Origin of the sequence: Pseudocitrobacter faecalis, from assembly GCF_965231525.1 — a bacterium.
GTDB classification, from domain to species: Bacteria; Pseudomonadota; Gammaproteobacteria; order Enterobacterales; family Enterobacteriaceae; genus Pseudocitrobacter; species Pseudocitrobacter faecalis.
The window spans coordinates 4831464-4846440 of record NZ_CBDDNJ010000002.1 but is presented as its reverse complement, the minus strand read 5'-3'; the positions used below and the strand labels follow the sequence as shown (position 1 = coordinate 4846440).

16 protein-coding genes are annotated in these 14977 nt (G+C 55.2%); 4 read left to right on the top strand and 12 right to left on the bottom strand.

All coding sequences use genetic code 11. The features are described 5' to 3' along the window. Positions 1-122: 122 nt before the first annotated feature. From nirB to ACOXYR_RS23245, 4 genes are all read left to right on the top strand, one after another. The gene (gene nirB / locus ACOXYR_RS23260) at positions 123-2666 is read left to right on the top strand and encodes a nitrite reductase large subunit NirB (protein ID WP_421356270.1); all 2544 of its coding nucleotides are present in this window, start codon (positions 123-125) and stop codon (positions 2664-2666) included. After that, positions 2663-2989, top strand: a complete 327-nt coding sequence (gene nirD, locus ACOXYR_RS23255; protein WP_108476612.1) for a nitrite reductase small subunit NirD — start codon at positions 2663-2665, stop codon at positions 2987-2989. Before nirB ends, nirD begins: the two co-directional genes overlap by 4 nt. A 131-nt stretch (positions 2990-3120) precedes the next feature. Then, positions 3121-4494, top strand: coding sequence for a siroheme synthase CysG (cysG, locus tag ACOXYR_RS23250; RefSeq protein WP_421356269.1), 1374 nt, complete (start codon positions 3121-3123; stop codon positions 4492-4494). A gap of 207 nt (positions 4495-4701) precedes the next feature. Further along, positions 4702-4872: a YhfL family protein gene (locus ACOXYR_RS23245; protein WP_108476610.1), complete on the top strand. Its 171-nt coding sequence runs from the start codon at positions 4702-4704 to the stop codon at positions 4870-4872. A gap of 44 nt (positions 4873-4916) precedes the next feature. Here ACOXYR_RS23245 and trpS read toward each other — a convergent pair whose 3' ends face one another. The 12 genes from trpS to ACOXYR_RS23185 all read right to left on the bottom strand — a co-directional run bounded on the left by trpS (position 4917) and on the right by ACOXYR_RS23185 (position 14910). Further along, positions 4917-5927 (bottom strand): tryptophan--tRNA ligase, encoded by a 1011-nt coding sequence (gene trpS, locus ACOXYR_RS23240; RefSeq protein ID WP_108476609.1) that lies wholly within the window; start codon positions 5925-5927, stop codon positions 4917-4919. Continuing rightward, positions 5920-6681 (bottom strand): phosphoglycolate phosphatase, encoded by a 762-nt coding sequence (gene gph / locus ACOXYR_RS23235; RefSeq protein ID WP_108476608.1) that lies wholly within the window; start codon positions 6679-6681, stop codon positions 5920-5922. Before gph ends, trpS begins: the two co-directional genes overlap by 8 nt. Further along, the gene (gene rpe, locus ACOXYR_RS23230; protein WP_108476607.1) at positions 6674-7351 is read right to left on the bottom strand and encodes a ribulose-phosphate 3-epimerase; all 678 of its coding nucleotides are present in this window, start codon (positions 7349-7351) and stop codon (positions 6674-6676) included. Before rpe ends, gph begins: the two co-directional genes overlap by 8 nt. Positions 7352-7367: 16 nt before the next feature. Beyond that, positions 7368-8198: an adenine-specific DNA-methyltransferase gene (dam, locus tag ACOXYR_RS23225; protein WP_108476606.1), complete on the bottom strand. Its 831-nt coding sequence runs from the start codon at positions 8196-8198 to the stop codon at positions 7368-7370. A 74-nt stretch (positions 8199-8272) separates the two neighbouring features. Then, positions 8273-9592: a cell division protein DamX gene (gene damX, locus ACOXYR_RS23220; RefSeq protein ID WP_421356268.1), complete on the bottom strand. Its 1320-nt coding sequence runs from the start codon at positions 9590-9592 to the stop codon at positions 8273-8275. A 91-nt stretch (positions 9593-9683) separates the two neighbouring features. Next, the gene (gene aroB / locus ACOXYR_RS23215) at positions 9684-10772 is read right to left on the bottom strand and encodes a 3-dehydroquinate synthase (RefSeq protein ID WP_350435988.1); all 1089 of its coding nucleotides are present in this window, start codon (positions 10770-10772) and stop codon (positions 9684-9686) included. Positions 10773-10844: 72 nt separating this feature from the next. Beyond that, positions 10845-11366 (bottom strand): shikimate kinase AroK, encoded by a 522-nt coding sequence (aroK, locus tag ACOXYR_RS23210; protein WP_108476603.1) that lies wholly within the window; start codon positions 11364-11366, stop codon positions 10845-10847. 269 nt (positions 11367-11635) lie between these two features. Beyond that, entirely contained in the window at positions 11636-12868 is a 1233-nt protein-coding gene (gene hofQ / locus ACOXYR_RS23205) for a DNA uptake porin HofQ (protein WP_421356267.1), read from the bottom strand. Beyond that, complete coding sequence (locus ACOXYR_RS23200) at positions 12810-13184, bottom strand: HofP DNA utilization family protein (RefSeq protein WP_113858433.1); 375 nt, start codon at positions 13182-13184, stop codon at positions 12810-12812. The genes hofQ and ACOXYR_RS23200 overlap by 59 nt, the downstream gene beginning before the upstream one ends. Beyond that, positions 13174-13602 carry a HofO family protein gene (locus ACOXYR_RS23195; protein WP_421356266.1) on the bottom strand — a complete coding sequence of 143 codons (429 nt, stop codon included), beginning with the start codon at positions 13600-13602 and terminating at the stop codon, positions 13174-13176. Before ACOXYR_RS23195 ends, ACOXYR_RS23200 begins: the two co-directional genes overlap by 11 nt. Continuing rightward, entirely contained in the window at positions 13589-14023 is a 435-nt protein-coding gene (locus tag ACOXYR_RS23190; protein ID WP_421425924.1) for a PilN domain-containing protein, read from the bottom strand. The genes ACOXYR_RS23195 and ACOXYR_RS23190 overlap by 14 nt, the downstream gene beginning before the upstream one ends. Before the next feature lie 98 nt (positions 14024-14121). Next, positions 14122-14910, bottom strand: coding sequence for a pilus assembly protein (locus ACOXYR_RS23185; RefSeq protein WP_421356264.1), 789 nt, complete (start codon positions 14908-14910; stop codon positions 14122-14124). Positions 14911-14977 lie beyond the last annotated feature (67 nt).

Sequence of the window (14977 nt, the reverse complement as noted above, 5' to 3'; positions counted from 1 at the left end):
AATACTGACAAATCAGTGATATACCCATTAAGTGGTAGGCAAAGGTGTATTTGATTTGTATCAATAATCGCCATAGCTGAATCGTTAAGGTAGGCAGTAATAGAAAAGAAATCGAGGCAATAATGAGCAAAGTCAGACTCGCAATTATCGGTAACGGCATGGTCGGCCACCGCTTCATCGAGGATCTTCTCGATAAGTCCGACGCCAGCCTTTACGACATCACCGTCTTCTGTGAAGAACCGCGTAAAGCCTATGACCGCGTGCACCTTTCTTCCTACTTCTCTCATCATACAGCGGAAGAGCTGTCGCTGGTGCGCGAAGGTTACTATGAAAAGCATGGCGTTAAAGTACTGGTTGGCGAACGCGCCATTACCATTAACCGTCAGGAAAAGGTGATCCACTCCAGCGCCGGTCGTACCGTTTTTTATGACAAATTGATCATGGCAACGGGTTCATATCCGTGGGTACCGCCAATCAAGGGCTCTGAAACGCAGGACTGCTTTGTTTATCGTACCATCGAAGATCTCAACGCTATTGAATCCTGCGCGCGTCGCAGCAAACGCGGCGCAGTGGTTGGCGGCGGGTTGCTTGGTCTGGAAGCGGCCGGCGCACTGAAAAGTTTAGGTGTAGAAACCCACGTCATCGAGTTCGCACCGATGCTGATGGCTGAACAGCTTGATCAGATGGGCGGCGAGCAGTTACGTCGTAAGATTGAAAGCATGGGCGTGCGCGTGCACACCAGCAAAAATACCAAAGAGATCGTTCAGGAAGGTAAAGAGGCGCGTAAAACCATGCGCTTTGCCGACGGTAGCGATTTAGAAGTCGACTTTATCGTCTTCTCTACCGGTATTCGCCCACGCGACAAACTGGCAACCCAGTGCGGTCTTGCCGTGGCGCAGCGCGGCGGTATCGTGATTAATGATACCTGCCAGACCTCCGACCCGGATATCTATGCGATTGGCGAATGTGCGAGCTGGAACAACCGTGTCTACGGTCTGGTTGCTCCTGGCTACAAAATGGCGCAGGTCGCCGTTGACCATATTCTCGGTACGCAGAATGCGTTCCAGGGCGCAGACCTCAGCGCCAAACTGAAGCTGCTGGGCGTTGACGTCGGCGGCATCGGCGATGCGCACGGTCGCACGCCGGGCGCGCGCAGCTACGTTTACCTCGACGAAAGCAAAGAAGTCTATAAACGCCTGATCGTCAGCGAAGACAACAAATACCTGCTTGGCGCGGTACTGGTGGGTGATACCAGCGACTACGGCAACCTGCTGCAACTGGAGATGAACAAGATTGAGTTGCCGGAAAACCCGGACTCCTTGATTCTTCCTGCACACGCGGGCAGCGGGAAACCCTCTATCGGCGTTGATAAACTGCCGGATAGCGCACAAATCTGCTCCTGCTTCGACGTCACCAAAGGCGACCTTGTTGCGGCGATTAACCGTGGCTGTCACACCGTTGCGGCGCTGAAAGCGGAAACCAAAGCCGGTACCGGCTGCGGCGGTTGTATCCCGCTGGTGACGCAAGTGTTGAACGCGGAGCTGTCGAAACAGGGTATCGAAGTTAACAATAACCTGTGTGAACACTTCGCCTTCACCCGCCAGGAGCTGTATCACCTCATCCGTGTGGAAGGCATCAAAACCTTCGAGGAACTGCTGAAAAAATACGGTAAAGGCTACGGCTGCGAAGTGTGTAAACCCACTGTCGGTTCGCTGCTAGCCTCCTGCTGGAATGAGTACATCCTCAAACCAGAACACACGCCGTTACAGGATACCAACGATAACTTCCTGGCAAACATCCAGAAAGACGGTACCTACTCCGTTATTCCACGCTCCGCGGGCGGTGAAATCACGCCGGAAGGGTTGGTGGCTGTAGGCCGTATCGCGCGTGAATTTAACCTGTACACCAAAATTACCGGTTCCCAGCGTATCGGCCTGTTCGGTGCACAGAAAGACGACCTGCCGGAAATCTGGCGTCAACTGATTGAAGCGGGCTTCGAAACTGGCCACGCGTATGCGAAAGCGCTGCGTATGGCCAAAACCTGCGTAGGCAGCACCTGGTGCCGCTATGGTGTGGGCGATAGCGTGGGCTTCGGCGTTGAACTGGAAAACCGCTACAAAGGCATTCGCACGCCGCACAAAATGAAGTTTGGCGTCTCCGGCTGTACCCGTGAATGTGCGGAAGCGCAGGGTAAAGATGTGGGCATCATCGCCACCGAGAAAGGCTGGAACCTGTACGTCTGCGGTAACGGCGGGATGAAACCACGTCACGCTGACCTGCTGGCGGCTGACCTCGATCGCGACACGCTGGTGAAATATCTTGACCGCTTTATGATGTTCTACATCCGTACCGCCGACAAGCTGACGCGTACCGCGCCGTGGCTGGATAACCTGGAAGGCGGGATCGACTACCTGCGCGCCGTGATCATCGACGACAAACTGGGTCTGAACGAACATCTGGAATCAGAAATTGCGCGTCTGCGTGCGGCCTTCGCCTGCGAGTGGACAGAAACCGTTAACAACCCGGCGGCGCAGGTTCGTTTCCAACACTTTATCAACAGCGAGCAGCGTGACCCGAACGTGCAGGTTGTGCCTGAACGTGAACAACATCGCCCGGCAACGCCGTACGAACGCATCCCGGTCACTATGGTGGAGGAAAAAGCATGAGCCAGTGGGTAAATATCTGCAAAATCGATGCAATTTTGCCGGCAACCGGCGTCTGCGCGCTACTGGGCAACCAGCAGGTGGCGATTTTCCGCCCGTATGCTGACGACCAGGTTTTCGCTATCAGCAACATCGATCCGTTCTTTGAGTCCAGCGTATTGTCGCGCGGCCTGATTGCAGAACATCAGGGCGATTTGTGGGTCGCCAGCCCACTGAAAAAGCAGCGTTTCCGCTTAAGCGATGGATTATGCATGGAAGATGAAAGTCACTCTGTCGCCCATTTTGAAGTTCGTGTCAAAGACGGCCAGGTGCAGCTCAAAGCCTGACGTTACGGGTCATAGGTTCCTCCTATGACCTCTTAGAGGTAACAGCAGGAAAAGTCGTATGTTTCATACGGCTTCTGCTGTTATCCTACCCGCCCTGTTCACCCTGTTCTGTCCATTTAAGAGGCTACTCCGTGGATCACTTACCTATCTTCTGCCAGTTACACGACCGTGACTGTTTATTGGTTGGCGGCGGTGATGTTGCTGAACGTAAGGCCCGCTTGCTGCTTGATGCTGGCGCCCGTCTGACGGTCAACGCGCTGGAGTATGTTCCTCAGTTCAGAATATGGGAAGACGCGGGCATGCTGACCCTGGTTGAGGGCGAGTTTACTCCGTTGCTCCTTGATACCTGCTGGCTGGCGATTGCCGCGACGGATAACGATGTGGTGAATCAGCAGGTCAGTGACGCGGCCGAAGCACGACGCATCTTCTGCAACGTGGTGGATGCGCCGAAAGCCGCCAGTTTTATCATGCCGTCAATTATTGACCGCTCGCCGCTGATGGTTGCGGTCTCTTCCGGCGGTACGTCCCCGGTGCTGGCGCGTCTGCTGCGCGAAAAACTGGAATCGCTGCTGCCGCTGCATCTTGGACAGGTAGCACACTACGCAGGCCAGCTACGTTCACGGGTGAAAAAACAGTTTGCCACTATCGCGGAACGCCGCCGTTTCTGGGAAAAACTGTTCAGCCATGACCGTTTAGCCCAGTCACTGGCAAATCAGGATAAGATCGCCATTGAACAGGTCACCGAACACCTGCTCACCGAACCGCTGGATCATCGTGGTGAGGTCGTGCTGGTGGGCGCCGGGCCGGGCGATGCGGGTTTGCTGACGCTTAAAGGGCTACAACAAATCCAGCAGGCGGATGTAGTGGTTTATGACCGACTGGTCTCAGATGACATTATGAATCTGGTGCGCCGCGATGCCGACCGCGTCTTCGTGGGTAAACGCGCGGGTTATCACTGTGTGCCGCAGGATGAGATCAACCAAATCCTGCTGCGTGAAGCGCAGAAAGGGAAACGCGTGGTGCGGCTGAAAGGTGGCGATCCGTTTATCTTTGGGCGTGGGGGAGAGGAGCTTGAAACGCTGTGCGACGCCGGTATTCCTTTCTCTGTTGTACCGGGTATTACGGCGGCATCCGGTTGCTCGGCGTATTCCGGGATCCCGCTGACTCACCGCGATTACGCGCAAAGCGTGCGCCTGGTCACCGGTCACCTGAAGACTGGCAGTGAGCTGGACTGGGAAAATCTGGCGGCAGAAAAACAGACGCTGGTGTTCTATATGGGCCTGAATCAGGCGGCAACCATCCAGCAAAAACTGATTGAGCACGGTATGACCGCGTCAATGCCGGTCGCCATTGTGGAAAACGGTACGGCGATTACACAGCGCGTCGTTGACGGCACGCTGGCAGAACTGGGTGTTCTTGCGCAGCAAATGGCAAGCCCGGCGCTGATTATAGTAGGCAAGGTGGTTGCGCTTCGCGAGAAACTCAACTGGTTTTCACATCACTAATACCTTTCGGGCGCGGTACATCTGCCGCGCCCATATACTGTCAAGCCGTCTTTAAGCCAGGCACGCATTATTAATTCTTAAAACCCCTTTAAGTTAATCGAATTATTAATTTATTAATTCATGCCGTTAAATGAATGCCGCTGAGACCGAAATTACCATAGCTCAGTACAGGGATTTATTGAATTGTATTAATACCAGGGATATTTTATGAAGAAGATGTTAAAAGCAGCAGCCGTTGTGCTGGCACTCTCCACTTTGACTGCATGTACGGGTCACATCGAGAATAAAAGCAAAAACTGCTCTTACGATTATTTGCTGCATCCGGCAATTTCTGTTTCTAAAATCATTGGCGGTTGCGGCCCTGCTGCTGAGCAATAATTTAGAGAATATAAAAAAGCCGGGATATATCCCGGCTTAATGATTTACAGCGCTGGCTTACCGACAAATCCAATCGCCTCATACACCGCTTTCAGGGTTTGCCCGGCGCGTGCACTGGCTTTATCGGCACCCTCTTGCATAATTTTGTTGAGCAGCGCTTCATCGTTACGGAAACGATGGTAACGTTCCTGAAGCTCGGTCAGCATGCCAGAAACCGCTTCTGCCACTTCGCCTTTCAGGTGACCATACATTTTACCTTCGAAGTGTTTTTCCAGCTCAGGAATGCTCTGGCCGGTAACGGCAGAGAGAATATCCAGCAGATTGGAAACACCCGCTTTTTCTTTGACGTCATAACGCACCACCGGCGGCTCTTCCGAATCGGTCATCGCGCGTTTGATTTTTTTCACGACAGATTTCGGATCTTCCAGCAGGCCGATAACGTTATTACGGTTGTCGTCCGATTTGGACATCTTCTTGGTCGGCTCCAGCAGCGACATTACGCGCGCGCCGGATTTCGGAATGAACGGCTCAGGCACTTTAAAGATATCGCCGTAAATGGCGTTAAAACGCTGGGCGATATCGCGGCTCAGTTCCAGATGCTGTTTCTGATCTTCCCCAACCGGTACCTGGTTGGTTTGATACAGCAGGATATCTGCCGCCATCAGCACCGGGTAGTCGAACAGACCGGCATTAATGTTTTCCGCATAACGAGCGGATTTATCTTTGAACTGGGTCATGCGGCTCAGTTCGCCAAAATAGGTATAGCAGTTCAGTACCCAGCTCAGTTGCGCGTGCTCCGGCACGTGAGACTGAACGAAGATGGTGCTTTTCTCCGGATCGATGCCGCAGGCCAGATAGAGCGCCAGGGTATCTAACGTCGCTTTGCGCAGCGCCTGCGGATCCTGACGCACGGTGATCGCGTGCTGGTCAACGATGCAGTAGATGCAATGGTAGTCATCCTGCATGTTAACCCACTGACGCAGCGCACCCATGTAGTTGCCAATGGTCAATTCACCTGACGGCTGTGCGCCACTAAAAACGATGGGCTTAGTCATTTTCTAATTCCTGATTTTCACTGTGCGGAAGCCCGAGCGCGGGCAAGAGTTCATTAAACTGGTCGAAGATATAATCGGGCGAGCTGAGCGCGATGGATTCGCCATAGTTGTAGCCGTAGGTCAGCCCCACAGAGCAGCAGCCCGCCGCCTGTGCCGCCTGAATGTCGTTGCGTGAATCGCCCACAAACAGCAGATCAGCCGGTTCGATTTCGAGGCGCTTCGCCACCAGCAACAGCGGCTCCGGATGCGGCTTTTTGTTCTGCACATCATCGCCGCCAATCACCACGCTAAAGAAGCGCGCGATCCCGAGCGACTCAAGCAGTGGCGCGACAAACGGCGTCGGCTTGTTGGTCACCAGCGCCAGCGGCAGGCCTTTTTCATGCAGCGCCGCCAGCGTTTGTTCAACATGCGGGAAGAGAAAACTGCCCTCTTCGGCAAACTCGGCGTAATAGCGATCAAACAGGCGACGCAGCACGCGCAGCTGTTCATCCTGCGGGATATCCGCATGGTCAACGGAAGGTTTTCCCTGCGCCGCACGTTGCGTTGCACGCTCCTGACGAGACCAGGCCAGCGCCCGCTCCATCAAAACATCGGCACCGTTGCCAATCCAGGTCACCACGCGTTCTTCGCCAGCGACCGGGAGCTCCAGCGCGTAGAGCGCGCTATCTACCGCCGCGGTCAGCCCCGGCGCGCTATCCACCAGCGTGCCGTCGAGATCGAAAGCGACGCCGCGGAGGTTATGCAATTTATCCATGACTTACCTTTGCCAGTTCACTGCGCATTTCATCAATCACTTTTTTGTAATCCGGCTGGTCGAAAATCGCGGAGCCTGCAACAAACATATCTGCCCCGGCGGCGGCGATTTCGCCAATGTTGTTCACCTTCACTCCGCCGTCCACTTCCAGGCGGATGTCGTAGCCAGATTCATCAATACGACGACGCACTTCACGCAGCTTATCGAGGGTATGGGGAATAAAGGACTGGCCGCCAAAGCCTGGGTTTACCGACATCAGCAGGATCACGTCCAGCTTATCCATAACATAATCGAGATAGCTCAGCGGCGTCGCCGGGTTAAACACCAGCCCCGCTTTACAGCCGTGCTCTTTAATCAGTTGCAGCGTGCGGTCAACATGCTCAGACGCTTCAGGATGGAAGGTAATAATGCTGGCGCCTGCCGCCGCGAAATCGGGAACAATGCGGTCAACCGGTTTCACCATCAGGTGAACGTCGATAGGCGCGGTAATGCCGTATTTGCGCAGGGCCTTCAGCACCATCGGGCCGATGGTCAGGTTCGGTACATAGTGGTTATCCATAACATCGAAATGAACCACATCCGCACCGGCTGCCAGTGCGTTGGCGGTGTCTTCACCCAGGCGGGCAAAATCAGCCGACAGAATTGAAGGGGCAATCAAAAACTGTTTCATCCGCATCTCCTAAAAACTATTTTTTATCTGCCGGGCGATACAACGCCAGCAGCTCATCCACCTTATTACGCGTGCCGCCATTGCGGCTAATACTGCGTCGCACTTTTACGACGTGCTGTACTGCGTTGTTATACCACGCCACCGTCTCGGGTGTGCGATGGTTTGAAATCAGTACCGGAATACGCTTTGCCACCAGCTCTTCGGCTTTATTGGCCAACTGTTTCTGCTGTTCGCTGCTGAAGCTGTTTGTGTGATAGGCGGTAAAATTGGCCGTCGCTGAAAGCGGCGCATAGGGCGGATCGCAGTAGACAACCGCTTTATTTGCCTGATGGGCGCGGTCCATACACACTTCATATGACTCGCAATAAAACTCTGCATTCTGCGCTTTTTCAGCGAAGTGATACAGCTCGGCTTCCGGGAAGTAAGGCTTTTTGTATCGGCCAAAAGGCACATTGAACTCGCCGCGCAAATTGTAACGGCACAGGCCATTGTATCCATGGCGATTCAAATACAAGAAGAGAACCGCACGGCGCATTTTATCCGTGCTGGCGTTGAATTCTGTGCGAAACGCGTAGTAGCGTTCGGCATCATTCGTTTCTGGCGTGAAAACCTTACGCGCCTCAGCAACGTAGTCTTCAGGCTGGGTTTTTACGATGTTGTAGAGATCGATAAGATCGCTGTTGATATCAGCAAGGATATAACGAGAAAAGTCGGTATTAAGAAATACCGACCCGGCACCGACGAAAGGCTCTACCAGGCATTCGCCCTTGGGCAGGTGTCGGTCAATATCTTCGAGCAGGGGGTACTTACCCCCTGCCCATTTCAAAAAAGCGCGATTTTTCTTCATGCTGCCTAACTAATTACACTCTCTCCGGCTGTGGAGAAAGCTCCGACAGCATCCTGCGCTTGTAGCACGTCACATTACTTCAGGTCAGATTGCACCTGATGCAACGGTTTCGCCCACGGATTTTTTGCCTGTACATCGGCAGGCAGCGTGGTGACCGCGCGTTTCGCATCATCTTTCGAGGCGTAAACACCCGTTACCAGCACATACCACGGCTGACCGTTACGCGTGGTTTGATAAACCACGTAGTTTTTCAGATTCTCTTTCTTCGCCCAACCATTCAGGTTGTCGTAGTTGGAAGAGGAACTGAGCTGCAGCGTGTAATGGCCGCCAGGCGCAGATTTCAGTGAGTTCACATCGCCTGAGGATTTCGCCGCGCTGCTGGCTGCCGGGGCGCTGGTTGCCGCAGTGGCAGCCGGAGCGGTTGTTGCCGCAGGTGCCGTCGTGGTTGCCGTTGCAGCCGGTTTCGCCGGAGCTGTCGAGGTGGCAGGCGTTTTCGCCGGCGTGCTCGTGGTTGCGGTTTCGGTGTGTTTCGGCGGCTGAGCAACAGGTTTAGGCGTTGTCACCGGCGCCGGTTTTGCTGCCGCGGTGCTTTGCGGTTTGCTCTGCGGTTTCGGTTCAATCACAGCTTGTTTACGTTCAGGACGCGTTGCCGCGGCCTGCTGACGCGGTGCGGTTTCCGTTGCCGCCGGACGAGAAGCCGCGCCGTGACGGACAGGTGCCACGGTCGCCGGTTCGGTTGGCAGCGTGGAGTTAACCACCACGTTATCAACCTGACCCTGCTGCTGAGTCAGTGCGTTGTTCAGATCGCCCTGTACTTCCACACGCTGCTGTCCTTCAGCCGTTGCGGCTGGCTGACCCTGAGTCGGTGTAGAAGAGATTGGCGGCAGAGAAACGTCCTGCTGCGGATTAGCACCTGCGGTCTGCTCAGCGGAGGTGGTGCCTGGCGCTGGCTGAGTGCCATTTGCCTGATCGGCAGCATCACCGGAGAGATCGATATTTTTTTCCGCCGACGCGCTCTGGTCGCTGGAAGAGGAAGACGGTGATTTCAGCGCCGAACCGATGCCGACGATCAGCAGCAGCAGCACCAGAATCCCGACGCCCATCATAATGTACTGGCGGGAAGCCGGTTTACGCGGTGGGGATTTACGTTTACGCGGACGACGTTCGACGACCTCTTCCGCCTCGACATCTTCGTCGTCATACAGCTCATCTTCGGGCTCGACATCTTCACGTGCCTTGCGGCTACGTGCCGGACGGCGCTCATCCGCTTCCAGCTCCACATCATCAAAATTGATCTGCGGCTCATTGTCACGATCGGAAGATTGACGAGAGCGACCAGTACGACGATCGCTGGGATCGGGTTTCAGCTCGTCTTCTGGTTTAAATTCATCCATTTAACACCCCACTAAAAGGCTTACGCCCACAACTATTGCACTTCACCTGAAGATAAAACGCCGCGCGAACGCGGCTTGACCTTTCTTATTGTTACGCTCGCTGAGTATCAGCGATAGCGCCAAGAACCACATCATGCGGCACACCGCCGCGCACTTCACTTTTACCGATTGCCAGCGGGAGGACGAGTCGCATCTCACCGGCTAAAACTTTTTTGTCGCGCATCATGTGCGGCAGATAGGCTTGTGCCGACATCTCCTGCGGGCCTGTGACCGGCAGGTTTGCGCGCTTGAGCAGCGTAATAATACGCTGCGTCTCTTCCGGCTTAAACTGACCTAAGCGTTCAGAGGTATGCGCCGCCATAACCATGCCTGCGGCAACCGCTTCACCGTGGAGCCAGTTACCGTACCCCATCTCGGCTTCAATCGCATGTCCAAATGTATGTCCAAGATTGAGTAAAGCACGTAAGCCCGTTTCGCGCTCGTCCGCAGCCACAACTTCTGCTTTTAATTCACAGCAACGACGAATGCAGTACGCCATGGCTTTCTCATCAAGGGCCATCAGGGCATCAATATTCTCTTCCAGCCACTCAAAGAACGGCGCGTCGAGGATGATGCCATATTTGATCACTTCAGCGAGCCCAGAAGAGAGTTCACGCGCGGGCAGGGTTTTCAGGCAGTTCAAATCGACCACCACGGAAGCCGGTTGCCAGAACGCGCCAATCATATTCTTGCCAAGGGGATGGTTTACGGCTGTTTTGCCGCCAACCGAGGAATCTACCTGCGAAAGCAGCGTGGTAGGAACCTGAATAAAGCGCACGCCGCGCTGATAGCTCGCCGCCGCAAACCCGGTTAAATCGCCAATGACGCCACCGCCAAGGGCCACCAGGGTCGTATCGCGACCGTGCGGTTTTTGCAGAAGTGCAGTGAAGACGGTGTCCATCACGGCCAGGCTTTTATACTTCTCGCCGTCGGGAAGGATCACGCTATCGACCTTGACGCCAGCCTGTTCTAACACAGAGCGGACGTTATCAAGATAGAGCGGCGCCAGCGTTTCGTTGGTGACCAGCATAACCTGGCTGCCAGACTTGAGCGGTAAGAAGGAAGCTGGATCGTTAAACAAACCAGCCGCGATGGTTATCGGGTAACTACGTTCCCCGAGAGTTACAGTAAGCCTCTCCATAACGCGACGTCCACCTTGGTTACTTATATTCGCTTAAACGCTTTACGCTGACGCGGTGTTCGCTGCCCAGTATCAGTTGCTTTCCAGCATATGGATGATCTGGTTTGCGACCACTTTTGCACTCTGATCGTCAGTACGGATAGTGATGTCGGCAATCTCTTCATACAACGGGTTGCGCTCATCGGCCAACGCCACGAAGACATCGCGCTGCGGTGCATCCACCTGCAACAGCGGACGTTTTTTATCGCGCTGCGTACGTGCCAGCTGTTTTTCGATGGTTGTTTCGAGATAAACCACCACGCCGCGGGCGGAGAGACGATTGCGCGTTTCGCGAGATTTAACAGAGCCACCACCTGTCGCCAGAACAATGCCCTGTTTTTCGGTCAGCTCGTTGATGATCTTTTCTTCGCGGTCACGGAAACCTTCTTCGCCTTCGACATCAAAGACCCAGCCCACGTCAGCGCCTGTCCGTTTCTCAATCTCTTGATCAGAATCGTAAAATTCCATATTGAGCTGTTGGGCTAACTGGCGCCCAATAGTGCTTTTGCCGGCACCCATAGGTCCAACCAGAAAGATATTGCGTTTCTCTGCCATTTTTTTGGTACTACTAAGACTATTCGTTAATGATAAATCCGCGCCGCAAACATTCTGGCGTCGCCGGACATGAACTGAAACCTCTTGTGCGATACTGCGAGAGTCAGACTGAAAATTATCTCAATACTCCGGCTGGTTTGGCAACAGAATAAATTGCCGTCTTAAAGGAGACGGGAAAGAGGCGCCGACGCTCAAATCGGTACTCCTTGTATGCTAAATCCTGTCTCACGTCAAACACCTGACGCCAGTTCGTAAAGAAATTTCAGCGACTAGCGGGCGGAAATGATCCTTGGCGTGATAAACACCACCAGCTCTCGTCGCTCGTTATCTTTGCCATCATGGCGGAAAAGTTGGCCCAATAGTGGAATATCGCCCAGTAAAGGTACACCATCCCGCGCGGTTTTGTTTTTTTGCGAGAATATTCCGCCCAACGCCAGCGTCTCGCCGCTCTGTACTTCCACCTGGGTTTCAATTTCCTGCTTATCGATAGCCAGCACTTCACCATCGGCCTGCTGCAGTACCTGCCCCGGCATATTCTCACTGATGTGCAGTTTCAGACGAACGCGGTTTTTCTGTAGCACTGTAGGGGTCACTTCCATCCCCAGCACCGCCTCTTTAAATTCTACCGAGGTCGCGCCACTTTCGCCGCTGGAAACCTGATAGGGAATTTCGCTCCCCTGCTTGATGCTGGCAGGTTGCAGGTGCGAAGCCAGTAAACGCGGGCTGGCGATAATTTCCAGTTGCTGCTTTTGTTCCAGTGCCGAAAGTTCCAGCTCCAGCAGGCGACCATTAATACGGCCAATGTTAAACCCGGCGCGGGTTGTCGCATCCGTCACAGATAAATCGCTACTGAGGGTCGTCACTTTGCCCAACCCCGGCGGATTGGCTGCATCCGCCAGCGTCCACTTCACGCCAAGCTCACGCAGGCTCTTTTCATTAATAGTCACGATGTGGGCCGCCAGCTCAACCTGGCCCACGGGAATATCCATTTCGCTGGCCCAGCTATCAAACAGCGGCAGATGGTTTTCATCATCGCGCAGAATGAGCCGATTGGTGCGTTTATCAACGGTGAGCGTGCCGCGCGGGCTCAGCAACTTTTCCCCGGCTTTGGCGAGCTCCGTCGCATCGGCGTGATACAAAACGATACTGCGACTTTTCAGCGGAAGCGCCTGCTGGCGTTTTTCCTGCTCGGCCTGTGCTCGCTGCTGACGCGCTTCCTGCCAGGCCTGTGAGTGAATGGCGATAACGCTGCCTTCCTGGGTCATCGTTAATCCGCTGCTGGTTAAGACGGTTTGCAGCGCCTGCTTCCACGGTACATTTTTCAGCTGCAACGACAACGTACCCTGCACATCCGGCGCAATCACCATATTGCGCTGTTCGAGATCGGCCAGAGTTTGCAGCACCTGCGTCACCGGCACCTCATCGACAACCAACGACACATTTTTACTGGCGGCCAGCAGCGGCAGCAGTAACAGCGCCAGCAGGCTTATCCTTTTTATCATGCTCAACTTCTCCTTTAATGATTCGCCACTGCGACGGCTCGCAGGCTTCGCCCGTCTCCATCGTCAGACTTTCCGCTGTGATTTCCGTGATACGCCAGCCAGACATGACCAGGTCTTCTCGCTGTATTCGTCGCCACTTTCCTTTTTCGTCGCGCAAAAATGCAATCTGTCGTTGCCCGCTATCCACACTGCCCGCGTACCGTAACTGGCTGAGCTGCGCGATTCGACAGGGATCGTCTACCGGCAAAAATGGATCGCGCATGCCCAGCAGCAACGGGAGAAACAGCATCAGCGCGCTGCGTGATTTACTCTGCATCGTCCCCCTCCAGTTGCAGTGTCAGCACGTGCCGCGGCTCACCGGCCTTGAGGGAAAACGCCACTACCCGCATTCCCCGCTCAGCGAGTAGCGCAAAAACCGATGGCACCTGCTGCCACACGGTTTCCAGTACCAGCTCACCGCCGTGTCCGGTGGGCGACCAGCTCATCAGTTCCGCCCCTGGACGTTGAAAAGCCATCGGGGAAAAAGGCTTGCTCGCAGCCAGGCCTGTGTCACCGCCAACCTTCAGCGCCGCCTGTAGCGGCATCACGCTCCGCCAGCGGGCGATACGTAATATCTGCTGTTGCGTCCAGACGTTCTGTGGGATGGATGCAGGTCGTAGCAGGTACGCCACGCCGCTCCCCCCCAGCAACAGCAGCCCGGCAATCCCAATGAGCCAGCGTTCAGGGCGCAGCATCGACGGCCCTCCTTTTCATCTGATAGTTGAACAGCCAACGCCCGTCTTTATCGCGCGCCATTTTTCCGGCGATGGCCGGCTGGAAACCGTCAATGTGCTGCATCTGCTCATCAAGGGAGTGCAAGGCGGAAAAACGCACCAGAACGCCGGAAAGCTGCAAAACGTCGTTCTGGTAACTCAGACCGGTCAGCCATGCCTGCGTGGGCAACTGTTCGGCAAGCGCCGCCAGCCGCGCCTGCCAGGCAAGGGTTTGCCGTCGCGCAGTCTGTTGCCGCAGCTGCTGCTCGCGTTCCTGCAGACGGAGTCCGATCTGCTCTTCACGCAGGGTTAGTGCGCGAATCACCTGGCGCTCGGCATCAACATGGCAAACCAGCAGCCTCTCTTGCAGTCGCGATTGCGCTAACCTGCTGGCCCCTGACATCAAGAGCGCCAGCATGACACCGGCCAAAACGTGGCACCCAAGGCGGCGTCGTTTTCGCTGGCGGGATTGCCGCCAGGGGAGAAAATTTACCGAAGCGCTCATCCCTGTGCTCCTAACGCCAGGCCAATAGCGATGGCAAACGCATCGCTGTCTGCTGGCAGCGGCGGCTGAATTTGCCCCATCACACACCAGGGATCGAAGCGAGGAACGTTCTCAGCCTGCACGCAACAAAACGTCAGCTCAGGCATGGCTAGTCGCGTACTGAGTTGCTGTAACGAAGGCACCTCCGCCCGCGACACGCTTCCCCAGCCTGAGGCGCTGGCCCATAGCCACTGGCGACTATCCTTCCACGCCAGCCCGCCCGCCTCATGAGGCAGCCAGGGAAGAAAGTGCCGCAGTGCACAGGCGTCGGGCGTAATCGCCGTCACATGCAAACGGAGCGCGTGCGCGACGCGCTGTAACGGGTCGATGTCCTTACGCTGAGCCGCTGTCACGCTCCAGCCATCTGCCAGTATGTTTGGCTGATAATCGAAACAGAGCGCAGCAGGCTCCATTGCCAACTGCTGCGACATCGCGCTGGCGATCCACTGCGCCTGCTCGCTGTCACGCAGCGTCATGGCCGCCTGCGGCAGCGTTTTCTGTAAGGTGCGGTGTGCAGGAAATGCCAGGCTAACCGCATGTTGCCACGGAAGCTCGCGCCGCCAGGCAGAGAGTGCCGCCACCAGCGCGTTTTCCGTCTGGGCGGGTGAAAGTGAGGAGAAATCCGCGGGCAGCGGCAGAAGCCACCAGCGACGCAACGCCCAGCCGCCGCGCACGCGTTGCAGCGCGATGGCCGCGATTTTATCCTGTTGAATATGAAGACCTATTTGCCAGCATCCGAAAGCCATTTCGTGATATCCCTTAAACGCCATCATGGTGACGGCTATATCAATGCATCTGGCTTGCCTTTATACT